Genomic DNA, 21,219 nt, shown 5'->3' on the forward strand with positions numbered 1-21,219 from the left:
TCGGTCGCGCCTGTGCCCGCCGGGAGGAACTAACCGAATGAGAGTCTGGGCAGTTGCCAATCAAAAAGGTGGAGTCGGCAAGACCACCACCTCCATCGCCTTAGCCGGTTTGCTCGCTGAGGCGGGCAAGCGTGTGGTCGTGGTGGACCTGGACCCTCACGGCTCCATGACCAGCTATTTCGGCTACGACCCGGATGCGCTGGAACACAGCAACTACGACCTGTTCCTGCACAAAGGCAGTGTGCCTGCCGATTTGCCGGGCCAACTGCTGCTGCCTACCAGCAGCGAAAGCATTTCCTTGTTGCCCTCCAGCACCGCCCTGGCCACCTTGGAGCGCCAGTCGCCGGGGCAGAGCGGACTGGGCCTGGTGATCGCCAAGACCCTGGCGCAACTGTGGCAGGATTTCGATTACGCGATCATCGACAGCCCGCCGTTGCTTGGCGTGTTGATGGTCAACGCCCTGGCAGCCAGCCAACAACTGGTGATCCCGGTGCAGACCGAACACCTGGCGGTTAAAGGCCTGGAGCGCATGGTCAGCACCCTGGCGATGATCAACCGCTCGCGCAAGCAGGCGCTGCCGTACAGCATCGTGCCGACCTTGTTCGACCGCCGTACCCAGGCGTCCCTCGGCACCCTGCGCGTATTGCGCGATGCCTACCCGGATACCATCTGGAACGGCTACATCCCGGTGGACACGCGCCTGCGTGACGCCAGCCGTGCAGGCCTCACACCGTCGCAGTTCGACGGCAAGAGCCGTGGCGTACTTGCCTACCGCGCATTGCTCAAGCACCTGCTGTCCCAGCAGCTTGTGGCGCAGGTGGCGTGATGAACCGGCCCACCAAACTCAAGACCCGGCCGCAACTGGCACTGGAATCCTACCTGGATGCCTTGCTGCAGGATGCGACCGCGGAAGAACTGCCGGAACCTATCCTGGTGCTGGAGCCGGCTGTTGAACCATTAGCCGTGCTGGATGAATTCCAGTTGGCGGTACTGGAAGAGCAAGCCCGAGATGCGCAGGTCGTGGTGCCGATTACGTCGGTTGTGGTCGCGCCTGTGGTGGTCGCACCCGTCGTGGTCGAGCCGGTGGTGGACGTGCACCTGCCGCCGAGCATCACGCCGCCGCCGGTGACCGGTGATGGCCGCCCGAGCTGGGCTGCAGAGCCGTTTGAATGCCTGCTGTTCGACGTCGCCGGGTTGACCCTGGCGGTGCCGCTGGTGTGCCTGGGCTCGATTTATTCACTGGAAGGCCAGGAACTGACGCCACTGTTCGGGCAACCGGAGTGGTTCCTCGGCATCCTGCCCAGCCAGGCTGGCAACTTGAAAGTCCTCGATACCGCGCGCTGGGTCATGCCTGACCGCTACCGTGATGACTTCCGCCAAGGCTTGCAATACGTGATCTCGGTGCAGGGCTACGAGTGGGGGCTGGCCGTGCATCAAGTCAGCCGCTCGTTGCGCCTGGACCCGAACGAAATCAAATGGCGCAGCCATCGGGGTCAACGGCCTTGGCTGGCGGGCACCGTGATTGAACACATGTGCGCGTTGCTTGATGTTTCCGAACTGGCCGAGTTGATCGCCAGTGGCGCCGCCAAGTCGATGCCAATAACTAAACGTAGTTGATTGAACAATAAGGGCCGCATGTGAATGCGGTCAGCGAAGCACACACGCCGTGTAAAACGGCATTTGAAGGGGTCAGTGGTATGAACAAGTCAGCGTCCGCACAAGGTTTGGATGATCCGATCCTGCAATGGGTTACCTTCAAACTGGACAACGAGTCCTATGGCATTAACGTGATGCGCGTGCAGGAAGTGCTGCGCTACACCGAGATCGCCCCGGTACCGGGTGCGCCGAGCTACGTGCTGGGCATCATCAACCTGCGCGGCAACGTGGTGACGGTGATCGACACCCGCCAGCGTTTCGGCCTGGTGTCCACCGAAGTCAACGACAATACGCGTATCGTCATCATTGAGGCCGACAAGCAAGTGGTCGGGATCATGGTCGATAGCGTGGCCGAAGTGGTCTACCTGCGCCAATCCGAAGTTGAAACCGCGCCTAACGTGGGTAACGAAGAGTCCGCCAAGTTCATCCAGGGCGTGTGCAACAAGAACGGCGAGCTGCTGATTCTGGTTGAGCTGGACAAGATGATGAGCGAAGAAGAATGGTCGGATCTGGAGAACATCTGATTGTTTCTTGAAGCAGCGGTAGTTGTCCTGGCCCTGTTGTGGGCCGGGACGTTGGCATTTCTGCTGCGCTATGTGCGCCAGCAACGCGAGTTGTTATTGCAGCAGGCCGAGCGCGATGCTGTGCGTGACCGGCGCGTGCTTGAGTTGGTAAAGCGGGTCGATCATTTCCAGCAGAGTGCGGTGAAGGTTGGGAATGAGGTGCATGAACTGCGCGCGATTCTTGCGCCGTTGCCGGATAAGCTTTCGCAGATTGAGCAGCGGGATCCATCGAGTCTGTCGTTTGCCCAGGCCGCCAAGTTGGTGGGGATGGGGGCTACGGTGGATGAGCTGACGCAGTCGTGTGGGTTGACTCAGGCTGAGGCGCAGTTGATGAGTAAGCTGCATAAGAGCTGATTGGGTTTTGAGTACATATCCGTTACCTAAAAAACGGATATGTACTCAGTCATCCAATTATTTTCCCATTCCATGGCTTTTTTCTCCCCGCCAAAGGTCCACATCCTTCAAGCACCTTTGAAGCCAGGAGTAACTCACCCATGACCACCCCCAAGGCACTGTTGATCCTCCACGGCAAGCAAGCCCTCAACGAGGATGTGCGCGACGCGGTGAAGGCCCGGCGCGAGCAGGGCGGCGAGCTCGCGGTGCGGGTGACGTGGGAGGGCGGTGACGCCCAGCGCCTGGTCAAGGAAGCCCTCACAGACGGCTACACCCGTATCATCGCTGGCGGCGGTGACGGTACCTTGCGTGATGTGGCCGAAGCCATGGCCCAGGCCAAAACCGACGCCAGCCTGGTGCTGATGCCCTTGGGCACCGCCAACGATTTCGCCAAGGCTGCCGGTGTGCCGCTGGAACCCGCCCAGGCCCTGGCGCTGCTGGATGTGCCGCCCCGGGCCATCGACCTCGGTCAGGTGGGCGAGCAAACTTTCCTCAATATGGCCACCGGCGGTTTTGGCAGCCAGGTCACTGCCAATACTTCCGAAGACTTGAAGAAGGTGCTCGGCGGTGCCGCTTACCTGTTCACCGGCCTGTCGCGTTTCAGCGAGTTGAAGGCCGCCTACGCCGAGCTGGATGGTCCCGATTTTCACTGGAAGGGCGAGTTGCTCGCTTTGGGTATCGGCAACGGTCGCCAGGCGGGTGGTGGGCATGAGCTATGCCCCGGTGCAATGGCGGATGATGGCCAGCTGGACGTCAGTATCCTGCCCGCGCCGCAGGAAGTGGTCGGCACGCTTCGCGAGCTGATGAACAATGGTTGGGGCTTGGACACTATGTTTGTTCGGGCACGCCTGCCATGGGTTGAAATCAGACGGGCTGAAGGCCTGTACATCAACCTTGACGGTGAACCGCTCAAGGGCGACGACCTGCACTTCGAGGCCTTGCCCAAGGCCTTGCGCGTGCACCTGCCGGTGGATTCGCCGTTAGTCGTCCAGGCTGATGATCTGCTCGCGCACGGCAAATAACACCAGGCCGGCCACGTCGAAAATCTGCAGGCGTTTCATGATTTGCGAGCGGTGCGCTTCCACGGTCTTGATGCTCAAGCCCAAGCCGTGGGCGATTTCCCGGGTGGACTTGCCGCGCACGATCAAGCGCAGGATTTCCAGCTGCCGCGCCGTGAGGTTATGGCTGTGCGCGGCGGGCGTGGCGGGCCCCTGGCTACGCACCAGCGCTTGGTTGATCACCGTGTGGGCAATCGCCGGGCTCAGGTAACGTTCGTTGTTGCGCAAGGCCAGCAGCGCGTGTTCCAGCTCGTTGGCGGTGGTGTCCTTGAGCAGGTAGCCATGGGCGCCGGATTCCAGCGCGCACATGATCAATTCCGGGTCGGTGTGCATCGACAGGATCAGCACGCGGCTCTTGGGGTAGGCCCGCCTGAGTTGCTGCAGGGCATCCAGGCCGCCGGTGTGCTTCATCGACAGGTCCAATAATACGATATCGGGTAGCAAGGCGCTGAACTGCTCAAGTAGCTGTGCACCGTCGCTGGCTTCGCCGATGACGGTGTAGCCGGGAATGTCCTGGACCAGCGCGCGTACGCCGGCCCGGATCAAAGCGTGGTCATCCACCAGGAGTAATTTGCAGGTCACTCGATAACCTTAGGGGAACTGGCCCGATCGAGGGCGCGTGGCGCCCAGGGGAAAAGCGCGTTGATCCGTGTCCCTTTGCCTGGCTGGCTGCTGACGGACAATGAACCGCCAAGCTGATCAACCCGCTCGGACATGCCGGCCATGCCCCGCTGGCCTTCCAAGGCAGGGTTGATGGCCGGCGAAAAACCCTGGCCGTCATCGCAGATACTCAGCGAGAGGCCCTCGGGCAGGCGTTGCATGCGGACCAGCAGGTTACCCGCCTGGGCGTGGCGTAGCATGTTGGTCACCGCTTCCTGGGTGATGCGAAAGGCCGCCACCGCCATTTCTTCCGGGATACCGGTCAGCCGTTGCTGGCATTCCAGGCTCCAGCACACCTGGGTGTTTTCCAGGGTCTTGAGCAGGTGCGCGCGCAGGCTGGCTTCCAGGCCCAGGTTGGCCAGCTGGCGAGGGTTGAGAATGGCAGACACGTCGCGCACCTTGGCCAGGGTTTCATTCAGCGTGTTGCACAGCACCGTGCACTGGCTTTGCAGGTTGTCCGGCAGGCGGCGCTTGAGCCATTCGCTTTGCAGCTTGGCGGCGGTGAGCAGTTGGCCGATATCGTCATGCAGCTCGCGGCTGAGGCGGTGGCGTTCGTTTTCCTGGACTTGCAGCAGGCGGTCGGCCAGTTCCTGGGGCTGGAACTTGATGGATTTGCGCGAATGCCACTGTTGCAGGCCCACCACGAGCAGGATGGCCAGGTTGAGCACAATCACCAGCAGCGGCAGGGGCGCAGAACGGGTATAGGTCCAGAGGCTTAGCAACAGCGAGCCAAGGCACAGGGCGAGGATCAAATGGCGTGCATTGCTGCGTGACGCGGACCTTGCGATGAGTGTCTTGAGGCTGGCGTACATAGCGGATGGAGCCAATGAGGGTTCGCTGCGGGAAGACCGGTCATGGCGGCTGACAGGGCTCTGTTTGGAATGCGTTATCGAATCGTTTTCAAGCATGATGAAGTGGGCGCACTTCGAGCGGGGCATAATACCACCACTATTGCCGTTGGTCGCCTGGCTGGGTTATTAAACGTGCAAATGTTCCAGGCGGTATTCCCGGAGTTTATGAAGTGAGGGGTTATATTATTTCCGTGAATTTGTATCGTTATTACCGTTACTGGCTAATTGATATTGCGTGGGTGGGATTCAATTCCATTTGATGGGTGGGCGGCGTTTTTAGGTAACTTCAGTTTCATACACGACCTGATATCCGCTCAAGACATGTGGTGCATTCGCTGCTGAGGTTTAAAGCTGAAATCCTTTTGTGGAATATGCAGAGTTACGGTAGCAATCAGCGTCGTTTGCTCCGCTTCATCCAATGCCAGTTGGCCGGTTCTTACATCAATCAGCTCCAGCTGCCAGGCGAGCAATGTCAAGCACTCTTCCAAGGCGTCCAAGGCTTGATCATGCAACTGCAAGGGGCTCTCGGCATTGGCGATCAGGTACTGGATATGCCGCGAGAACTCGCTGATCGCCTGCAGTGCAAGGTGGTCGGCGCTCTCGGCGAGCTTGATCAGGCTGACCTTTATGCAGTCGATGGCGTCACTGTCGTTTCGGATCAAATGCAGGTGGCTAAGGCATTCCTCCGATTTGGCCAGCAGCTTTTCCGCCTCGTGCAGGAATTCGGGAAGTGCACGTTGCCACTCTCTACCGTCGTTCATCATGCAAGTCTCCACAACATAAGGTCGGGTGATGAGATGTCGCACCGGGTGAATGGCTTAAAAATAGCGCTGAAATATGACTGAAATCTGTAGGTTGGTTCTGAGATTTTAGTAGGGCGTTTATTAGAGTGACAGCGACGGCTGTGCGCGGCCCTCATGAACGGGGTCAATTGCACACCTTCGAGTGCCGACATCTGAGTGTCTGAAAGACCCGCGTGCTGAGGGCTTGGGATGGCAAACAAAAGCCTGACTCCATTCATGCATTGAGAATGGCGTCACATTAATGGCTATTAGATATTGCGAATATCAGGTTGGGCCTGATTGCGCATAGGGGAATCCCTTACATGGCGGAACCTTGCGTCGAACTTAATGTCGCGCAACGTCGCTGCACCGCTACTTGTAGAGCCCGAGCAGTAAACCATGATGTCAGTGTGACATCAATGCATTTACGTGGCATTTTACAGGGGTCAAGGTCTGGCGCTCGCCGCCGATAACAACCGTTATGTGAACTGCACAATCCCCTAGCGCATCAGGAGCTTTTAATGGCCGGCATTCTCGACACGGTAGATCAACGCACGCAACTGGTGGGTGAGAATCGCCTTGAGATCCTTATGTTCCGCCTGGCCGGGCGGCAGTTGTTCGCGATCAACGTGTTCAAGGTGCAGGAAGTCCTGCAACTGCCCAAGCTGACGTTGATGCCGCAACGCCACCCGTTCGTATGCGGCGTGGTCAACCTGCGGGGCCAGACGCTGCCGGTGATCGACCTGTCCCAGGCCATCGGCATGCGCCCGCTTGTGCCGGGGCCCAACAGCACTATTATTGTCACCGAGTACAACCGTTCGGTGCAGGCGTTCCTGGTGGGCGGCGTGGACCGCATCGTCAATATGAACTGGGAAGCCATCCTGCCGCCGCCAGCCAGCGCCGGGCGCCAGCATTACCTCACCGCCATCAGCAAGGTCGACGACCAGTTGGTGGAAATCATCGACGTGGAAAAAGTCCTGGCTGAGATCGTGCCGTACAACGCCAAGGTCTCCCGTGAAAAACTCGAAGACCCCGTGCTGGAACGCGCCCGTGGCCGTGAAGTGCTGCTGGTGGATGACTCCAACGTGGCCCTCTCGCAACTGCGCGACACCCTCGGCCAACTGGGCGTAAAGATGCACATCGCCAGCGATGGTCTCAAGGCATTGAACATGCTCAAGGGCTGGGCCGACAGCGGCCAGGTGATGACCGACAAGCTGTTGATGATCTTCACCGACGCCGAAATGCCCGAGATGGACGGCTACCGCCTCACCACCGAGATCCGCAATGACCCACGCCTGCGCAGCCTCTACGTGGTGCTGCACACCTCGTTGTCGGGCAGCTTCAACGAGTCGATGGTGAAGAAGGTCGGCTGTGACAACTTCCTGTCCAAGTTCCAGCCTGACAAGCTGGTGGATGTGGTGCGCCAACGTCTGATGCTGGACGAAGTGCCCGCCGTGTAGTGAGCGGTTATAGTATGGCCTTTGCTCGTCAAGGAATGCAGGCCCATGCTTCGTCTCAGCGCGTTGTACCGTTACCCTTTGAAGTCCGGCAAGGCCGAAATACTGCAACAGGTCGGCCTGGATAAACTCGGTGTGGACGGGGATCGACGCTGGATGCTGGTGGATGAAGCCAGTGGGCGTTTCCTCACACAGCGCGCCGTGGCTAAGATGAGCCAACTGTCGGCGCTGTGGAACAGCCGCGGTGGCCTCACCCTGAGTTCGCCTGGCTGCACGCCGCTGGACGTGGCGCTGCCGGCCAGCGACGACGAGTTGCGTGGTGTGACCATCTGGCGTGACACCCTGCGTGTGCCGGACGCAGGCGACGCGGCGGCTGCCTGGGTCAGTGACTTTATCGGCAAACCGACGCGACTGGTACACATCCCCCTGGAACGCGCCCGTACCACCCAGGCCGGTTACGGCAAGGACGATGACCAGGTCGCGTTTGCCGACGGTTACCCCTTGCTCGTGATCAGCCAGGCCTCCCTGGACGACCTCTCGCAACGCATCGGCCGCCCCATGGAAATGCTGCGCTTTCGTCCCAACCTCGTGATCGAAGGCAGCGAAGCCTTCGCCGAAGACGGCTGGAAACGCCTGCGTATTGGCGATGTGGAGTTCCGTGCGGTCAAGCCGTGCTCGCGCTGCATTCTTACCACCATCGACCCGCACACCGGCGAACGCAGCGCCGACCGCGAGCCTTTTGCAACGCTGGAGACTTATCGCAAGACTGAGGATGGCGCGATTTTCGGCCAGAACCTAGTCAATGACGGCATTGGGCGGCTCGAGATTGGAATGCCGGTGACCCTTCTCGAGTGATTCACCCGCTAATAAAAAATGCCCGTCTCGCAGGAGACGGGCATTTTTTTGAGCCTTGGAAAACCCTTACCCGCGGTATTCGCACAGATAAGCGGTGTCCACGGCGACCTTGAGCTGGAACTTGCTGTTGGCCGGTACGTTGAACTGGCTGCCGGCAGCAAAGGTTTCCCAGCCGTTGGCGTCAGGCAGTTTGACGGTCAGGGCGCCAGAGACCACGTGCATGATTTCACGCTGCGCCGTACCGAACTCGTATTCACCCGGGGCCATTACGCCGATGGTCGCCGGACCTTCTGCAGTGCCGAAAGCGATCGACTTGACGGTGCCGTCGAAGTACTCGTTGACTTTAAACATGGGCGATTCCTCGGAAAAGGGTCTGGAAAGGTCGGCCAGTATGCCCAAGGGCAGGGGAGCTGCCTAGGCCGGCAGAATCAGCGGTAACAGGCGCGCCGTATTGCGCGCATCCTCCAACGCCCGATGCTGCTGGCCATGGAACTGCATCCCCGCCAATTGCAGGGCGCCGTTGAGGCCCGGAGGCTTGTCCAGGCGTCGGGCCTTGGCGAAGCGCTGCTTGAGGTTTACATGGGGCGTGTTGGCGAGCGCGCTGGCCAAGCCATGGCGCTGCCACTCCAGTTCCAGCTGCTTGCGATCGTAATCGCCCCAACTGGCCCAGCCTTCCAGTCGCGGCTGATGCTGGCCGAGCCAGCGTTCGAACAGCGGCCACACCTCGGTGATCGGCGCCGCGCCATCGATGTTTGCCTGGGTAATGTGCGTCAGCTGGCGACAGAATGGCGTCAGCAATGGCCGGCGCAGCGGGCGTACAAAGCGCTGGAAATGATCCAGCTCGCGCCCCTGGCGGTTGACCAGGCTCGCGCCGATCTCGATGACTTCCATCTCCGTCACGGGCCAGCCGCCTTCATCCGTTGTGGCTTCAAGGTCAATAATCAGCCAATGAGGCATCGCGCAGGTTCCCGTACTCTTCCTTTTCTGTTGGGGATAGAGCGTAGCCCGGCCGTGTAGTTCCGCCTAGGGGCTATTCGATCTCCAGTAAAACCTGACGATTGCGCACTTGATCTCCGGCAATTACCTGCACGCCCTTGATCACGCCGTCGATGCCGGCGGTCAGTGGATGCTCCATTTTCATGGCTTCGAGCACCAGCAGCAGTTGGCCTTTGGTCACGTTGTCGCCAGCGCAAACCCGCACATCGACGATGGCGCCGTCCATCGGTGCCTTGACTGTGCCGCTGCTGGCGTCGGCCTGGCGGCCGGCGACTTGCTGGCTGCGGTTAGTCACCGTGAGGCCCGGCAGCCACAGTTGGTTGCCGTCAAGGTGATAGGCAACGCGGCGGCGGATGCCGTTGAGTACCACGGTGGCGTAGCGTCCGTCGGTGGTGAGTGGCAGCGGGTCAGCGCTGACGGTGTGGATTTCGCCATTGATTTCAAGGCGATAGGTGCAGGGGGCGCTGGCGGTGTTGCGCCATCCCGCCAGGGCTTGAGGATGCTGGTCGGCGCTGTGTGTGTAAAACAGCGCGGCGGCCAGGGCGAGTTGGTCTTTTGATGCGGACTGGGGCAGGACTTCGTTGAAGTGTTCTGCGATAAATCCGGTGCTGAAATTCCCAGCGATAAACTCCGGGTGCTTGAGCATATCGGCCAACAGTTGCCGATTGGTCGCGACCCCTAGCAACAGGGTGTCTTCAACCGCCCGCAGCAGTTTGCGCCGCGCCTCTTCACGTGTGGCGCCATGGGCGATGATCTTGCCCAGCATCGGGTCGTAGAACGGGCTGATGCGCTGGCCTTCCACCACGCCATGATCGATGCGCACGCCCACGGCCGGTTCCCAGCGCAGCACTTCGCCGGTTTGCGGCAGGAAGCCCTGCGCCGGGTCTTCGGCGTACAGGCGCACTTCCATGGCGTGGCCACCCAGGGTGACGTCGGCTTGTGTCAGCGGCAGCGTTTGGCCGGCGGCGATCTGCAATTGCCAATCCACCAGATCCAGCCCGGTGATCAGCTCGGTCACCGGGTGCTCCACCTGCAGGCGGGTGTTCATCTCCAAGAAGTAGAACTGGCCGTGGCGGTCGAGCAGGAATTCCACGGTGCCCGCACCGACGTAATTCACCGCACGCCCGGCCTTCAGGGCGGCTTCGCCCATGGCTTGGCGCAGTGCTTGGGTCATGACGGGGCAGGGGGCTTCTTCGATGACTTTCTGGTGGCGGCGTTGGATCGAGCAGTCGCGTTCGCCGAGGTAGATCAGGTTGCCGTGGCTGTCGCCGAACAGTTGGATTTCGACGTGCCGTGGGTCGATCAGGGCTTGTTCGAGGATCAGTTCGTCGCTGCCGAAGGCATTTTTGGCTTCGGAGCGGGCGCTGTGCAGGTTGTTCAACAGGTCTTTTGGGTGGTGCACCAGGCGCATGCCGCGACCGCCGCCGCCGGCGCTGGCTTTGATCATGAGAGGGTAGCCGATGCGATCGGCTTGTTGTTGCAGGGTGGTGTCGTCCTGTGCGCTGCCTTGGTAGCCGGCGATGCACGGGACGCCGGCTTCGAGCATGGCGAGTTTGGATTGGCGTTTGCTGCCCATCAGTTCGATGGCCTCGACGCTGGGGCCGATGAAGGTCAGGTTGGCGTGTTGGCAGGCGCGGGCGAAATGGGGGTTTTCGGAGAGGAAGCCGTAGCCGGGGTGGAGGGCGTCGGCGCCTGTGCGTTTGGCGGCGTTTATGATGGTTTCTATGTTCAGGTACGACTGGTGGACTGGGGAGGGGCCGATGTGGACGGCTTCGTCGGCCATTCGGACGTGTAGGGATTGGGTGTCGGCGTCGCTGTAGATGGCCACCGTCCGGTAGCCCAGGGCTTGGGCGGTGCGCTGGATGCGGCAGGCGATTTCGCCGCGGTTGGCGATCAGGATTTTTGTTAGCTGCGGCATTTTTTTGGGCTCCGTGTACATATCCGTTTCTGCGGTAACGGCGGCTTAGGGTTCCGCTCTTACAGCGGGTCACTTTTGGAAAGGCCCAAAAGTAACCAAAAGGCCTTCGCCCCAACACTCGGCACCTCGTCTAGGCTCGGTGTGCCCGAACGAAGGCTTGAATCCGTGGGCCGCCGCGATGGGCCCTCCTTGGCCCAGCGCGGCTAACCCGGCGTCCTGCCGGGTTACCCACGGATTCAAGCCTGCGTTCGGCCAGCGTGTTTGACGGGGCGCCTGAGATCAAAATCAAAAACACGGCGGCCTGACAGCCGGCCTGAGTGGTGTAGATCAAAAGCGCAGTTGTGGGGGCTGGGTTGAACCAGGCTCCCACATTTGGAATGCATTCCCCTGTGGGAGCTGGCTTGTCGGATCGCCGCACCGTTGCGAAGGCGTCATCTGCACCACCCCGGTTTGCGTTTCTGCACAAACGCCTGCGTCCCCTCAATCCCTTCCTCGCTCCTCACCGCCTCGGCAAACCACTGCGCGCCTCGATCCAGCACAGCCTCAAGCGGCTCATCGACACTGGCCAGCATCAGGGATTTAGTCCGCCCATTCGCCCCCGGCGCGCACCGCAGCACTTGCCCCAATACCTCATCCAAGCGCTCTGCCAACGCCTGCGGGTCGCGCTCGGTGAAGTGCACGACGCCCAGCCGCTGCGCTTCCACACCATCAAACCGCGCCGCCGTCAGCGCCAGTCGCCGCGCTTGGGTCAGGCCAATGCGCTTGACCACAAACGGTGCGATTTGCGCCGGCAACAATCCCAGGCTGGTCTCCGGCAATCCGAATTGCGCCTGGTGGTCCGCAATCGCAATATCACTCACACACGCCAACCCGAACCCACCGCCCAGCACCGCGCCTTGCAGCACCACGATCACTACTTGCGGCACCGCTTCCACTTCTTGCAGTAACGTGCCAAACGCTCGATTCAGCGCCTGTAGTTGGTTGCCCGCAGTGACCAGGTCCTTCACATCGGCCCCGGCGCAGAAATGTCCGCCCGCGCCGCTGATCACCAGCGCGCGCACCTGGCCGTCCAGTTGTGCCACTACGGCGCGCAGTTCGTTGACCATCTCCAGGCTCATCGCATTGCGGCTTTCCGGTCGGTTGAGGGTGATGTGCAGCACGCCGTTGTGCGGTTCCAGCAGCAAGGTATTCATGATTTTTTACCCGGCAAGGTGCCCATCAGTTTGCAGATGATGCCCAGCATGATTTCGTCGGCGCCGCCGCCAATCGACACCAGCCGCACATCGCGGTATGCGCGCGCTACCGGGTTGTCCCACATAAAGCCCATGCCGCCCCAGTATTGCAGGCAACTGTCGCTGACTTCGCGGCCCAGACGCCCGGCCTTGAGCTTGGCCATGGAGGCCAGGCGCGTTACGTCCTGGCCTTTGATGTATTGCTCGGTGGCCTGGTAGACCAACGCGCGCAAGCATTCGATTTCGGTGGACAGTTCGGCCAGGCGAAAGTGGATGACTTGGTTGTCGATCAGCGCCTTGCCGAAGGTCTGGCGTTCTTTGCAGTAGTCGATGGTGCTGTCGATGCAATGCTCCAGGCCCTTGATCATATTGGCCGCGCCAAACAGGCGCTCTTCCTGGAACTGCAGCATCTGCATCATGAAGCCTGCGCCTTCGTGGCCGATGCGGTTGCGCTGGGGCACGCGCACGTTGTCGAAAAACACCTGCGCGGTCTCGGAGCTGTGCATGCCGAGTTTTTCCAGGGGCGGGCTGACGCTGATGCCGGGGGTGTTCATCGCCAGCATGATCAGTGATTTGTTGATGTGCGGTTTGTCGTCGGAGGTGTTGGCCAGCAGGCAGATGAAATCGGCGCTGGGCGAGTTGGTGATCCACATTTTGCTGCCGTTGATCACGTAGTCGTCGCCGTCTTTGCGCGCATGGGTCTTGAGCCCGGCCACGTCGGAACCGGCGCCGGTTTCCGAGACGCCGATGCAGCCGACCTGTTCGCCGCTGATGGCCGGGCGCAGGAATTCGTCGCGCAGTTCATCGGAGCCGAAGCGGGCGAGGGCGGGGGTGCACATGTCGGTTTGCACGCCGATGGCCATGGGGATACCGCCGCAACGGATGGTGCCGAACTCTTCGGCGGCAACGATAGAGTAGCTGTAGTCCAGGCCCATGCCGCCGAATGTCTCCGGTTTGGAAATGCCCAGCAGGCCGAGATCGCCGGCCTTGCGGAAGATCTCGTGGATGGGAAAGCGCCCGGCTTTTTCCCATTCATCCACATGGGGGTTGATCTCGCGGTCGACGAAGGCACGCACGGTGCGGCGCAGTTCCTGGTGTTCCTGGGTGAAGATCATTTTTCTTGTTCTCCTGATCGCGACGCGCAGCGTCCCGGCGAAATTTAGAGACGCGCTACACCGAAAGTATTGGCTTGCAACTCACGCACCTCGGCCTCGTGGCAGGTATCCAGCAAAAAGCCCAGCAAGGTCCGCGTATCCCGTGGATCAATCAGCCCGTCGTCCCACAGGTTGGCGCTGCCGTACAGCGCGGTGGACTGGCTGTCGAGCTTCTGCGCGGTGACCTGCTCCAACATATCCAGCACCTTGGGGTCCGGCACCAGGCCCTCCTTCAACTGCTTGGCCTCGGTGACAATCCGCAGCACCTTGCCTGCCTGCGCGCCACCCATGACCGCCGTGCGGCTGTTGGGCCAGGCGAAGATAAAGCGCGGGTCCAGGCCGCGGCCGCACATCGCGTAGTTGCCGGCGCCATAAGAGCCGCCCACCACCACCGTGAGTTTAGGCACGCGGGCATTGGCCACCGCCTGGATCATCTTTGCGCCGTGTTTGATCACACCTTGTTGTTCCGACTCGGTGCCCACCATGAAACCGGTGGTGTTGTGAAGGAACAGCAGCGGTGTGCGGCTTTGATCGCAGAGCTGGATGAATTGCGCGGCCTTGCTCGCGCCCTTCGGCGTGATGGGGCCGTTGTTGCCGATCACACCGACGGCGCGGCCCTGGATGTGCAGGTGGCCGCAGACGGTGTGGGCGTCGAACTCGCCTTTGAATTCGAGGAACTGCGAGCCGTCCGCCAGGCGCGCGAGGATTTCGCGCACGTCGTAGGGTTTTTTCGGGTCATCGGGGATCAGGCCCAGCAGTTCTTCGATGGGGTACAGCGGCTCTGCGAAGGCGCGTTTCGGCGCCAGCGGCAGGCGATCGTCCCAAGGCAACAGGCTGACAATCTCACGTGCGATGCGAACGCCATCGGCGTCATTTTCCGCCAGGTATTCGGCGGTGCCGGCCGTTTGTGCGTGCATCTCGGCGCCGCCCAGTTCTTCATCGGTCGCCACTTCGCCGGTCGCGGCTTTAAGCAGCGGCGGGCCGGCGAGGAACAGTTTGGCCCGGCCGCGCACCACCACCACGTAATCCGACAGCCCCGGCTGATACGCACCGCCCGCCGTGGCCGAGCCATGCACCACGGTGATCTGCGGCAAGCCCATGGCCGACATGCGCGCCTGATTGGCAAAGCTGCGCGCGCCCTCGACGAAAATCTCGGCGGCATAGTTGAGGTTGGCACCGCCGCTCTCGGCGAGGGTCACCACCGGCAGTTTGTTCTCCATGGCGATCTGTTGCAGGCGCAGGGATTTCTTCAAGCCCGTGGGGGAAATGGTGCCGCCCTTGATTGCGCTGTTATTGGCCACCACCAGCATGCGCACGCCGCTGACGTAGCCGATCCCGGCGATCAACCCACCGCCGGCAGCACTGCCGTCCTTGTCGTCGTGCAGCTTGTAGCCGGCCAGGCTGGCCAGCTCCAGAAACGGCGCGCCGGGGTCCAGCAACAGGTTGAGGCGCTCGCGGGGCAGCAGTTGGCCGCGCTTGTCGAACTTGGGCTTGGCGTCCTGTGCCTTGCTCAGCAGGGTGTGTTCCAGTTCGCGCACGTGGGCGATGGCGGCGAGCATAGCTTCGCGGTTCTGCGCGAACGGTGGGCTGTGGGTATCGATCAGGGATTCAATCACTGGCATGGCTTATTTCTCCGCCTTGAGCACATCCGGCAGGTAGGCGCGGTGGAAGCCGTTGAACGGTTCGCTCGGCGGTTGCGCCTTGTGCAACGGCCAGGCGCGGCTGCCGAGGCTGGCGGCGCCGTCGATGCGCAGGGTGCTACCGCTGATAAAGGCGGCGGCGGGGCTGAGCAGGAAGACAATGGCCGCGCTGACTTCCGACTCGGTGCCGATGCGCTTGAGTGGCACATGTTCGCGCAGGGTTGGAATCACTGCCTTGAAGGCGCCTTCGTAGGTGTCCATGCCGCTGGAAGCGATCCAGCCCGGCGCGACGGCGTTGACTCGCACGCCGGCACAACCCCACTCAAAGGCGGCGGTCTTGGTGAAGTTGTCCATGCCGGCGCGCGCCGCGCCCGAGTGGCCCATGCCGGGCATGCCGCCCCACATGTCTGCGAGCATGTTGACGATGGCACCACCATGCTTGCTCATGGATTGGTTGAACACTTCACGGGCCATCAGGAAACCGCCGACCAGGTTGGTGCGCAGCACGGTTTCAAAGCCTTTCTGGTTGATCGAGGCCAACGGTGACGGGTACTGGCCGCCGGCGTTATTCACCAAGCCGTGGATCGGGCCGTGATCACTCAGGATCTGGCTGACCAGCGTCTTCACTGCTTCTTCATCGCGAATGTCGCAGGCCTGCCAATGAGCGATGCCACCGTCTTCAGCGATTTCCGCTGCGACCGCTTGCAGCTTTTCCGGCTTGCGTCCCACCAGCATCACCTGGGCGCCCAAGGCTGCCAATTCGTGTGCAGTGCAACGGCCAATCCCGCTGCCACCGCCGGTGACAATCACGGTCTGCCCCTGGAACAGGTCGGCTTTGAAGATCGAGTCGAAGGCCACGGCAACGCTCCTGTTATACAAGTTGATCGGCTATGTGCTGCGGCACCGCAATCGGGATTTCCAGCAGTTGCTGGGCGAAGGCTTTACCTTGCGGGTCAATGCGCAGGCTGGCGATGCCACCACCACCGAGTGCGTTTTCCAGCAAAAAGTTGAGGCTGTGGCTGCCGGGCAAATACCAGCGCTCGACGCGGCCATGAACGGGATCCAGTACGTGGCCCATCCAATCGACAATCACCTGCGGGGTCAGCGCTTCGGCGATCCACGGCAGGTAGTCGGGATCGCGGGCGATCACGCCGATATTGCTGTGGTTACCCTTGTCGCCGGAGCGCGCCACGGCCAGTTTCACCAAGGGCACGCTGGCGTCGGCAAGGCCTTGGGGTTTGGGTGGGGCGATCGGCGCAGCGGGCAGGGTAGGGGCGTTGGCAATCGGCAGTGCGCAGGTGTGGCGTCCGCTCCGGAGGTCGATTTCCAGTTCGCAAACGGATTTGTCGATCAGGAACGAAAACAGCCGAATCAGCGGATACACCGTTGGCCGCCCGCCGACGATGCCGGTCAGCCCTGGCGCCATGCCGGTGGCTGCCTGGGCAATCTCGCGGGCGAACAGCACCAGCGCCTGTTTACTGGGGTGTCGCACCGCCAATTTCACCACCACTTCGCGGCAGTCCTGGCGCATCGCATGGGCGCCATAAGTCGCTTCGCTGCCCAGCAGTTCGATATTCACCTCGGTATAGGGCGCCCAGCCGCGTTGGCTGAACAGCTCCGAGGTTTTGTTGATGATCGCCTGGCCGACCCGTTCGGCCTTGGCCACCGCATCGATCCCGGCGATCAGGCAACTGGCGGTGCAGCGAAAACCCTCCGGGTAGGTGGCGCTGACTTTGTACTGGGCGGTTGGGGGCGAGCCCTTGGCGCCATGCAGGCGTACCTGGTTCTTACCTTGCTGCTGCAATTTGACCTGGCTGAAATCGCAGATTACATCCGGTAGCAGGTAGGCATGCGGATCGCCGATTTCATACAGCAACTGTTCGGCCACGCTGAGTTCGCTGATCAGCCCACCGCTGCCGTCGACTTTACTCACAATAAACTGGCCGTCGTCGCTGACGTCTACGATAGGAAAGCCGATGTGCTCGTAGTCCGGTACCGCGCGCCAATCGGTGAAATTGCCGCCGGTGCACTGCGCGCCGCATTCGATGATATGCCCGGCCAGTGCGGCCTGGGCGAGGCGGTCGTAATCCTGCCAGGACCAGTTGAACTCATGCACCAACGCCGCGCTGACCACCGCGCTGTCCACCACGCGGCCGGTAATGACGATGTCCGCGCCCAATGCCAGCGCCTGTGCAATGCCCGGTGCGCCGAGGTAGGCATTGGCGGACACGCACATCGGCGGTAGCGGTGCGCCATTGAACATATCGGTGATGCCGTGCAGCTGCTTGAGCTGGGGTTGCAGGTCATCGCCCAGTAGCACGGCGATGTTCAGTTCAACGCCCGCCTTGTCACAGGCTGCTTGCAAAGCAGCGGCGCAGGCCTGGGGGTTGATGCCGCCAGCGTTGCTGATTACACGGACGCCCTGGCGTTGGATATCGCCCAGCAATGGCGTGAGCACCTCGACAAAATCCGTCGCGTAGCCGGCCTGGGGATCTTTCATCCGCGCACCGGCCAGGATCGACATCGTGACTTCCGCCAGGTAGTCGAAGACCAGGTAATCCAGCTCACCGCCGTGCACCAACTGCGCGGCAGCGGTACAGGTGTCGCCCCAGAAGGCGCTGGCGCAGCCGATACGAACCGTCTTGCTCATGAGAAATCCTTCCTCGAATGGCTGCTAGCGAGACTACCAAGCAAGCGCTTGGTTTGTAAACTCCGTGCACAAGTTTTAGCCAAGCGCTTGCTTGGGTGGCCGTCACGGCCTAAATTGCCGGCCAAGACGTCCGTGGAAGTAGAGGAGAGAGGCATGGATGAGCATAAAGCCCTGCGGGTGATGCGCACCATGATCGACGGCGGCCAATTGACCGACCCCGAAAGCGCTCGTGGCAAGCTGCTGCAAACGGCGGCTCACCTGTTTCGCAACAAGGGCTTCGAGCGCACCACCGTGCGCGACCTGGCCAGCGCAGTGGGCATCCAGTCCGGCAGCATCTTTCATCACTTCAAGAGCAAGGACGAGATCCTGCGCGCGGTGATGGAGGAAACCATCCACTACAACACCGCGATGATGCGCGCTTCTCTTGAGGAAGCCACCGACGTACGCGAACGTGTGTTGGCGCTGATCCGCTGCGAATTGCAGTCGATCATGGGCGGCAGCGGCGAGGCGATGGCGGTGCTGGTGTATGAATGGCGCTCGCTGTCGGCTGAAGGCCAGGCTGAGGTGTTGGCCCTGCGCGATGTGTACGAGGCGCTGTGGCTGCAAGTACTGGGCGAGGCCAAGGACGCCGGCTATATCCGTGGCGATGTGTTTATCACCCGGCGCTTTCTGACCGGCGCTTTGTCCTGGACCACCACTTGGTTCCGCGCCGAGGGCAGCATGACGCTCGAGCAATTGGCCGAAGAAGCCCTGCTGATGGTTTTGAAAGCCGATTAAGGTGCAAGGCATTAATTTGCCGGTGAAAAGTTGTCTCGCCAGACAAAAACGCCTAGCTTATCGCCATCAGAGTTTTGAACGGTGTGTGCCTTGATGTTTTCGCCATGGCGGCTGGCTGCAGGACTAACTTTTTGGGCAGTGGGCACCGCGTGGTGGATGCCGGCGTCGGCTGCCCAATTGGTAAGGATTGGCGCGGCGCATTTCCCGCCGTATACCGTGCGTCCGGAGAAGGGCGCTGACACCGGTTTGCTGCCGCAACTGGTCGAGGCCTTGAACGCCTCGCAGACCGACTATCAATTTGTGCTGGTGCCCACCTCAATTCCGCGACGTTTTCGCGATTTCGAGCAGGGCCGGATTGATATGGCCATCTTCGAAAACCCCGACTGGGGCTGGCAGGAGATCACCCACACGACAGTCGACATGGGCCTGGAAGACGCGGAAATTTTCGTCGCCCAACGTGAGCCCGGTCGCGACCAGGCCTATTTCGCTGACCTGAACGGCAAGCATTTGGCGTTATTCAGCGGTTACCACTACGCCTTCGCAAACTTCAACCCCGATCCCAAGTACATGGCTGAGCACTTCAACGCCACGTTGACCTACTCCCATGACAGCAACCTGTTGATGGTCGCGCGCGGGCGGGCCGACATCGCCTTGGTGACCCGTTCGTACCTGAGTGATTTCATGGTGCGCAATGCGGACATGGCCGGGCAGTTCCTGGTGTCAGAGCGTATCGACCAGGTGTATCACCACTACGCGTTGCTGCGCCCCAAAGCGCCGATCACGGGGCAAGCGTTTTCCGCGTTGCTCAAGCGCTTGCGCGAAAATGGCGAGATGTTGAAGATTTTCGAGCCGTATCGGATTGATGTCACGCCGATACCCTGACAGGCGCAACGCAGATAAAAACGGTGGGAGCTGGCTTGCCAGCTCCCACATTGTTTACAGCGGCGCTGTCAGACCCGCCGCGCAAACGTATCGCTGTGGTTGCCCGACACCTTGCGGCAATGCACCAGCGCATCCCGAATCATGAAATTCACCAAGGTCGGCGATACGCCGAGTTCCTTGGCGATATCCTTTTGCGGCACGCCATGCAGGCGGTACATCTCGAACGCGTAGCGGGTGCGCTGCGGCAACTCCGTCAGGGCGTCGGCGATGTTTTCCAGGGTGTTGAAATTGATGTGCGAGGTTTCCGTTGAAGCGCCGTGAATGACCACATTCAAGCCTTCCTCTTCGGTGCCTGAGTATTTGAGCTCCAGGGCCTGCTTGCGGTAGTGATCTATCGCCAGGTTGCGCACGATCTGGAACAGATAGCTCAGCTGGGCCTTGAACGATGAGGTGATCGTCGGCGCCGACTGCAGGCGGAAGTAGGCATCCTGCACTACGTCTTCGGCCCGGGAGCGGCACCCGGTAATACGTGCCGCAATCTTCACCAGAATCAGTCGATTATCGACGAACGCCTGGAGAAGCGGTGAGTTGCACCTGCCTGTGGATACTTGTTCCGTCATGGAAATCACCTTGTCGCAAAAGAGGTTAGGGGAGGGCGTCCTTGCTGAGGCCTCCTACACATCGGGCAACAAATTATGATGAATGATAATGATTGTCAAATGAGAAGGCGAACTAATCTTATGCGTTCTTGTTAGGTGTGAACCGCGTCTCGCTTGTACCCGACGACTAATTATTTGCCGGCGCCGTCCGTTCTTCTGGGTGACAGGTCCGTTAGTAAAACGACCAGGGATCAACACCCGCAGGAGGACGAGATGGGTTTGCATCGTGTGCACAGCGTGTTTCAGTTTGGAGTCGTCGCCTGATGAGTACGCCGGCTCGACTGCGCCTGTTCTGCCTGCCTCATTCGGGCGCCAGCGCCATGGTTTACGCGCGCTGGCGCCGGGCCCTGCCGGACTGGTTGCACGTGTGCCCGCTGGAGTTACCCGGGCGTGGCATGCGCATGGATGAACCTTTGCAGCGCGATATCAAAGCCTTGGCCGCACAGCTTGCGGATGAAATCAGCCGCGACTTGAATGGCCCTTATGCCTTGTTCGGCCACAGCCTCGGCGGCCTGCTCGCCTTCGAACTGGCCCACGCGCTGAATGCACGCAATGTGCCTGCGCCGTTGGCGCTGTTCGCCTCCGGTACAGCCGGGCCGGCACGCCGCGACGTCAGCGAATACGCCATCGAAAAGACCGACGAGCAACTGATCGCCCGTCTGCGCGAGCTGCAAGGCACCGCCGAAGAAGCCCTGGCCAACCCCGAGTTGATGCAGTTGATGCTGCCAATCCTGCGCGCCGATTTTCTCTTGTGCGGCAGTTTTACCTATGGCGAGCGGGCGCCGCTGGGCATGCCGATTCATGTATTTGGCGGCAAACAGGACAGCGTGCTCGCCGACCAGTTGCTCGACTGGCAACTCGACGCCGCCAGTGGCTTTTCCCTGGACATGTTCGACGGCCACCACTTCTTCCTCATCCAACATGAAAGCGCCGTGCTGCGCTGCGTGCGGCGCTACGCCGACGAACACCTGGCCCGCTGGCGCAATGGCGCGGCGCGGCAACTGGCCGCCGGCTAAGAGCCCCCCCAATTCCCGAA

General features: G+C 61.1%; 22 protein-coding genes. 10 read left to right on the top strand and 12 right to left on the bottom strand.

What is annotated here, in order from left to right; all coding sequences use genetic code 11:
* The first annotated feature begins 37 nt into the window (after positions 1-37).
* The 5 genes from AACY30_RS04095 (at position 38) to yegS (ending at position 3,634) form a co-directional block, all read left to right on the top strand.
* The gene (locus AACY30_RS04095) at positions 38-826 is read left to right on the top strand and encodes a ParA family protein (protein ID WP_339468148.1); all 789 of its coding nucleotides are present in this window, start codon (positions 38-40) and stop codon (positions 824-826) included.
* Positions 826-1,617: a CheW domain-containing protein gene (locus tag AACY30_RS04100; protein WP_339436302.1), complete on the top strand. Its 792-nt coding sequence runs from the start codon at positions 826-828 to the stop codon at positions 1,615-1,617. The genes AACY30_RS04095 and AACY30_RS04100 overlap by 1 nt, the downstream gene beginning before the upstream one ends.
* 80 nt (positions 1,618-1,697) lie before the next feature.
* Complete coding sequence (locus AACY30_RS04105; RefSeq protein ID WP_339416588.1) at positions 1,698-2,180, top strand: chemotaxis protein CheW; 483 nt, start codon at positions 1,698-1,700, stop codon at positions 2,178-2,180.
* Positions 2,181-2,573, top strand: a complete 393-nt coding sequence (locus AACY30_RS04110) for a DUF2802 domain-containing protein (RefSeq protein ID WP_339468150.1) — start codon at positions 2,181-2,183, stop codon at positions 2,571-2,573.
* Positions 2,574-2,713: 140 nt separating this feature from the next.
* Positions 2,714-3,634 carry a lipid kinase YegS gene (gene yegS, locus AACY30_RS04115; protein WP_339539807.1) on the top strand — a complete coding sequence of 307 codons (921 nt, stop codon included), beginning with the start codon at positions 2,714-2,716 and terminating at the stop codon, positions 3,632-3,634.
* Here the strand turns inward: yegS and AACY30_RS04120 are convergent.
* From AACY30_RS04120 to AACY30_RS04130, 3 genes are all read right to left on the bottom strand, one after another.
* Positions 3,593-4,252, bottom strand: coding sequence for a response regulator transcription factor (locus AACY30_RS04120; protein WP_339416585.1), 660 nt, complete (start codon positions 4,250-4,252; stop codon positions 3,593-3,595). The genes yegS and AACY30_RS04120 overlap by 42 nt on opposite strands.
* Positions 4,249-5,142 carry a sensor histidine kinase gene (locus tag AACY30_RS04125; protein WP_339468293.1) on the bottom strand — a complete coding sequence of 298 codons (894 nt, stop codon included), beginning with the start codon at positions 5,140-5,142 and terminating at the stop codon, positions 4,249-4,251. Before AACY30_RS04125 ends, AACY30_RS04120 begins: the two co-directional genes overlap by 4 nt.
* Before the next feature lie 353 nt (positions 5,143-5,495).
* Entirely contained in the window at positions 5,496-5,945 is a 450-nt protein-coding gene (locus tag AACY30_RS04130; RefSeq protein ID WP_339468156.1) for a hypothetical protein, read from the bottom strand.
* Between the two features lie 539 nt (positions 5,946-6,484).
* On the opposite strand from AACY30_RS04130, the gene AACY30_RS04135 reads away from it, so the two are divergent.
* On the top strand, positions 6,485-7,423 hold the full coding sequence (locus AACY30_RS04135) for a chemotaxis protein CheV (protein ID WP_339468158.1): 939 nt from the start codon (positions 6,485-6,487) through the stop codon (positions 7,421-7,423).
* A gap of 45 nt (positions 7,424-7,468) precedes the next feature.
* Positions 7,469-8,275, top strand: a complete 807-nt coding sequence (locus tag AACY30_RS04140; RefSeq protein WP_339468160.1) for an MOSC domain-containing protein — start codon at positions 7,469-7,471, stop codon at positions 8,273-8,275.
* Positions 8,276-8,341: 66 nt separating this feature from the next.
* On the opposite strand, the gene ppnP is transcribed toward AACY30_RS04140, so the two are convergent.
* The 8 genes from ppnP to AACY30_RS04180 form a co-directional block, all read right to left on the bottom strand.
* Entirely contained in the window at positions 8,342-8,626 is a 285-nt protein-coding gene (gene ppnP / locus AACY30_RS04145; RefSeq protein WP_339436299.1) for a pyrimidine/purine nucleoside phosphorylase, read from the bottom strand.
* Positions 8,627-8,689: 63 nt separating this feature from the next.
* Positions 8,690-9,232, bottom strand: coding sequence for an exonuclease domain-containing protein (locus tag AACY30_RS04150; protein ID WP_339436298.1), 543 nt, complete (start codon positions 9,230-9,232; stop codon positions 8,690-8,692).
* A 73-nt stretch (positions 9,233-9,305) separates the two neighbouring features.
* Positions 9,306-11,189 (bottom strand): acetyl/propionyl/methylcrotonyl-CoA carboxylase subunit alpha, encoded by a 1,884-nt coding sequence (locus tag AACY30_RS04155; RefSeq protein WP_339539810.1) that lies wholly within the window; start codon positions 11,187-11,189, stop codon positions 9,306-9,308.
* Between the two features lie 431 nt (positions 11,190-11,620).
* Complete coding sequence (locus AACY30_RS04160) at positions 11,621-12,382, bottom strand: enoyl-CoA hydratase/isomerase family protein (protein WP_339416575.1); 762 nt, start codon at positions 12,380-12,382, stop codon at positions 11,621-11,623.
* Positions 12,379-13,536 carry a citronellyl-CoA dehydrogenase gene (gene atuD / locus AACY30_RS04165; RefSeq protein ID WP_339468166.1) on the bottom strand — a complete coding sequence of 386 codons (1,158 nt, stop codon included), beginning with the start codon at positions 13,534-13,536 and terminating at the stop codon, positions 12,379-12,381. Before atuD ends, AACY30_RS04160 begins: the two co-directional genes overlap by 4 nt.
* A 44-nt stretch (positions 13,537-13,580) precedes the next feature.
* A complete protein-coding gene (gene atuC / locus AACY30_RS04170) occupies positions 13,581-15,197 on the bottom strand; it encodes a geranyl-CoA carboxylase subunit beta (RefSeq protein WP_339468168.1) in 1,617 nt (538 codons plus the stop codon).
* A gap of 3 nt (positions 15,198-15,200) precedes the next feature.
* On the bottom strand, positions 15,201-16,073 hold the full coding sequence (locus AACY30_RS04175) for an SDR family oxidoreductase (protein WP_339468170.1): 873 nt from the start codon (positions 16,071-16,073) through the stop codon (positions 15,201-15,203).
* Positions 16,074-16,086: 13 nt separating this feature from the next.
* Entirely contained in the window at positions 16,087-17,865 is a 1,779-nt protein-coding gene (locus AACY30_RS04180) for an acyclic terpene utilization AtuA family protein (protein WP_339539812.1), read from the bottom strand.
* A 153-nt stretch (positions 17,866-18,018) separates the two neighbouring features.
* Between AACY30_RS04180 and AACY30_RS04185 the strand changes: the two genes are divergently transcribed.
* Both AACY30_RS04185 and AACY30_RS04190 read left to right on the top strand, forming a co-directional pair.
* Positions 18,019-18,642: a TetR/AcrR family transcriptional regulator gene (locus tag AACY30_RS04185; protein WP_339468172.1), complete on the top strand. Its 624-nt coding sequence runs from the start codon at positions 18,019-18,021 to the stop codon at positions 18,640-18,642.
* 93 nt (positions 18,643-18,735) lie between these two features.
* On the top strand, positions 18,736-19,524 hold the full coding sequence (locus tag AACY30_RS04190) for a substrate-binding periplasmic protein (protein ID WP_339468174.1): 789 nt from the start codon (positions 18,736-18,738) through the stop codon (positions 19,522-19,524).
* Positions 19,525-19,592: 68 nt separating this feature from the next.
* Here AACY30_RS04190 and AACY30_RS04195 read toward each other — a convergent pair whose 3' ends face one another.
* Positions 19,593-20,144 (bottom strand): RNA polymerase factor sigma-70, encoded by a 552-nt coding sequence (locus AACY30_RS04195; protein ID WP_339427415.1) that lies wholly within the window; start codon positions 20,142-20,144, stop codon positions 19,593-19,595.
* A 302-nt stretch (positions 20,145-20,446) separates the two neighbouring features.
* Here AACY30_RS04195 and AACY30_RS04200 point away from each other — a divergent pair, with 302 nt between their 5' ends.
* Positions 20,447-21,199, top strand: coding sequence for a thioesterase II family protein (locus AACY30_RS04200; RefSeq protein WP_339539813.1), 753 nt, complete (start codon positions 20,447-20,449; stop codon positions 21,197-21,199).
* Positions 21,200-21,219 lie beyond the last annotated feature (20 nt).

This window comes from Pseudomonas sp. RA_5y_Pfl1_P24 (genome assembly GCF_963970945.1).
Classification (GTDB): domain Bacteria; phylum Pseudomonadota; class Gammaproteobacteria; order Pseudomonadales; family Pseudomonadaceae; genus Aquipseudomonas; species Aquipseudomonas tritici.